This window comes from Chamaesiphon sp. VAR_69_metabat_338, assembly GCF_031423935.1.
Taxonomy (GTDB): Bacteria; Cyanobacteriota; Cyanobacteriia; order Cyanobacteriales; family Chamaesiphonaceae; genus Chamaesiphon.
Window position 1 is genome coordinate 1 of sequence record NZ_JANPGM010000229.1, and the last position, 3,566, is coordinate 3,566.

3 protein-coding genes are annotated in these 3,566 nt (G+C 48.7%); 2 read left to right on the forward strand and 1 reads right to left on the reverse strand.

Going from position 1 to position 3,566, the window contains the following annotated elements; genetic code table 11:
- Together RMO84_RS06730 and RMO84_RS06735 are read left to right on the forward strand one after the other, a co-directional pair.
- Window positions 1–491 (forward strand): DUF3038 domain-containing protein (locus tag RMO84_RS06730; RefSeq protein ID WP_310487701.1); only part of this gene is annotated, 491 nt, incomplete at its 5' end.
- Between the two features lie 279 nt (window positions 492–770).
- A complete protein-coding gene (locus RMO84_RS06735; RefSeq protein ID WP_310487702.1) occupies window positions 771–2,060 on the forward strand; it encodes a tetratricopeptide repeat protein in 1,290 nt (429 codons plus the stop codon).
- A 102-nt stretch (window positions 2,061–2,162) separates the two neighbouring features.
- On the opposite strand, the gene RMO84_RS06740 is transcribed toward RMO84_RS06735, so the two are convergent.
- Window positions 2,163–3,344 (reverse strand): sn-glycerol-3-phosphate ABC transporter ATP-binding protein UgpC, encoded by a 1,182-nt coding sequence (locus RMO84_RS06740; RefSeq protein WP_310487703.1) that lies wholly within the window; start codon window positions 3,342–3,344, stop codon window positions 2,163–2,165.
- Window positions 3,345–3,566: the final 222 nt, after the last annotated feature.

Sequence of the window (3,566 nt, forward strand, 5' to 3'; positions counted from 1 at the left end):
TTTTACTCGCGATCGAAGCGATCGAGTCGAGCAGTTCCGAGCAAATTCTGGAACTTGCTAAAGAATTAAACCTCCAAGAGATTATCAAAAATCGGATCGTCCTGTGGCGGATGCGTTCCACCAATCCGATGCGACGCGCGCACACCCGCCGGATCTTAACCCTCAAAGAAGCCAAAGCTCTCAGTGCGATCGGGTGTAGATTAGCCAGTCGGCTCGCTGTCCCGATTCGGCAACTGATGCAAGCCCAGCAGCAGCTCAGTGAGAAGCAAATCCCACCTGAGTACAATTTTCGGATGTCGGAGTATTTAGACCGTTTCCGCGCTCATTTTCGCAGTCGGATGAATCCTCGTCGTGCCAAGGTGAGCATCTATCAGGATGATGATAAGTTAAATGAGTTGGCAGTTTCGCTGTTGAGCAAGTTGCTGTTTTGTACGGGGACTCTAGGCACACAGCGGTTGTGGATGAGTCTGTTTGATGGGGAAGTGAAGTAGTTTTTGCGAGTGTCCAGTAATTTAGGTCTACCGTGTATACACAAGTCTGGGCTTCGTTTTGAGATCTGAATCCCCCCTAACCCCCCTTAAAAAGGGGGGAACAAGATCCGGAAGTCCCCCTTAAAAAGGGGGATTTAGGGGGATTCTCACCAATGTCGCTTCTAACTAGAGATGTGTATACACGGTAGGTAATTTAGGTAGGGGTAATTCATGAATTACCCCTACCTAAATTACTGGACGATCGATACTATGTAAAAATCCGCGAAAGAGAGAGGATTTATGGCGCAAGAATATTATCAGCAGGGATTGGCAAAGGCGAAGGCGGGAGACTACCAAGGCGCAATCGCGGATTTCGATCTGGCATTAATTGCGACGCCAGAATGGGCGGAAGTCTACTATCGACGCGGCTTGGCGTATTTCGATCTCGGCGATACCCTGACAGCGGTATCTGACTACACTCAGGCATTGGCGATCGATTCCCATCACCGCGATTGTAGCTATGCCCGTGCGCTGGCAAGATTGACACTCAAAAATTTCCCTGGCGCGCTGGTAGATATCGATCGAGCGATCCTATTCGGACGCGATTATGCCCCCGCCTATCAGCTTAAAGGGTTAGTCTGCAAAAAACTCGCCAAGTATCCCGATGCGATCGCGGCTTATAAAGTCGCCGCTAACCTGTATTTAGCCCAAAAAGATGTCGAAAATAGTCAGCGATGTCTAGATTTAGCTCGGACGTTGGAACCGAAACCGATCGATGCGCCGATCGTTCCCAAACTGACACCCAGACCCCCGCTAACTAGTCCCGAACAGTTTTATGTTCAATTACTAGAACAGGGCGAACGCGGCGATTTACAAGGGGCATTAGACAATGCGAACTGGGCGATCCAAAGTAGCCCCAATGAGGCTTGGGTATATGCTTGTCGCGGGGCATTATATTCCAAACGCGACGATCGCACGGCGGCGTTGACTGATTTCAATCGTGCCATTCAACTCGATCCTAATTCTCACGTCGCTTATCGCGGACGCGGTAAATTACGAGATCGGATGGGCGATTATCAGGGTGCATTGATGGATTTCGATCGAGCTTTAGCGATCGATTCTCAAGATCTATTTATCTACTTAGCACGTGGAAATGTACGCGTCAATTTACACGATTATCCTGGGGCGATCGCGGATTTCGATCGGGCAATCTCGATCGATCCAGTCGAACCTTTAGCTTATCTAAAAAGAGCGCAAACTTACATCAAACTCGAAGAATTATCCCAAGCGATTTCAGATTATCAAACGGCAGCAAATATCTATTTAGAACGGCAAGATCTGACTAAATATCAGGACACGCTGGCAAATTTACAGAAGCTCCAGCGTTCGGCACCGAAAGCACCACCGTCGCCAAATCGGGATCGATCGCAACCGCAGAATGAAGCTTTGCGGCAACGTTTGTATGTGTTAGTTAGTGGGCAATGGGCGATCGCGCAACGGCTGATCGATCGACTTAAGGAAGCAGAACCAGGTTATGACGAAGATTGGTATCTAGAACGCGTAATTGATAATTTAGAAGCAGGATTGTAAGCAGTAAATAGATCTGTAGGTTGGGTTGAGCAAGCGAAACCCAACACACTCGTCAAAAGTTTCTTTGGCTCAGTTGTTTCGATAGCAGAATCGATCGCTATTTTAATGCAGCAAATCGCCATCGATCGAGAATAAATACAAGCTATTAGTATCGATTTTTAAGGTCAATTGCCGATTCTCTTTTAGAGAGGCTACGCCAACGATTTGGGGCGTGCGGGATGAAGCAATTCGAGCAGTAAGTAGCGAATCATTTGGCCGATCGCGATCGCTAGCTTCGCTGCCATAAAGGTCGGGATCGATAAAATCGATCGCAGCATTAGCATGAACGATCGTTTCGTGACCGAGGGCTTCGATCGTTTTGACAGTGACGATAATTGAATTGGCATCATCTGCGGCAATACTAAAAGCTTCGGGACGAATTCCGACTAAGATTTGGCGATTGAGATTGTTCTCCAAATTCTGATATCGATCGATTGTGGCTGTTCCGAGGGAGATCGATCGATCTCCCACATCAACGCAAAAATTCCCCCGTTCGTCTTTACTCAATCGGCTCCGCAAGATATTCATTGCTGGCGAACCGATAAATCCCGCGACAAAGATGTTTTGTGGTCGATCGTAGAGGTCTTGAGGGGTGCTGACTTGTTGCAATTTACCCCCACGCATCACCGCGACTCGATCGCCCATAGTCATCGCTTCGACTTGATCGTGGGTGACATAGACAGTCGTAGTCTTGAGGCGTTGTTGGAGGGTAATAATCTCGGCACGAATTTGCGATCGCATTTTGGCATCGAGATTGGAGAGCGGTTCGTCCATCAAAAACACGGCTGGATCGCGGACGATCGCGCGTCCCATTGCTACCCGCTGCCGTTGTCCCCCCGATAGTTGTTTGGGCTTACGATCGAGCAATTCGCCTAAGCCCAGTTTATCGGCGGCATCGCTGACGAGCGCATTTATCTGTTTGGGGGACAGTTTCAGCATCCGCAGCGGAAATTCGAGATTTTGGCGCACTGTCATGTGCGGATAGAGCGCGTAGTTCTGAAATACCATCGCGATATTGCGCTGTTGAGGGGTCAGATCGTTGACTACGCGATCGCCGATGATAATTTTGCCAGCCGAGATATCTTCCAATCCCGCCAGCATTCGCAATGCTGTCGATTTACCACAACCAGAAGGGCCGACAAATACTAAAAATTCGCCATCGGCAATTTCCAAACACAGATCTTGAATCGCGCTCTGGCCATTGGCATAAACCTTAAACACTCGATCGAACTTCACTGTAGCCATGCATTATCCCTCCTAAATCGCATCGTCACAATCTAACTCGATCTTAACCTTTCCCCGCTCCCCGCTCCTCGCTCCTCGCTCCCCGTTCTTAACCTCTACGGTGTCTACACAAATCCGCTAGGCTTCGTTTTTAGATCTAAATCCCCCAACCCCCTTAAAAAGGGGGCTTTAAAAGTCCCCCTTTTTAAGGGGGATTTAGGGGGATTTCTAGGGTTTTCGCTT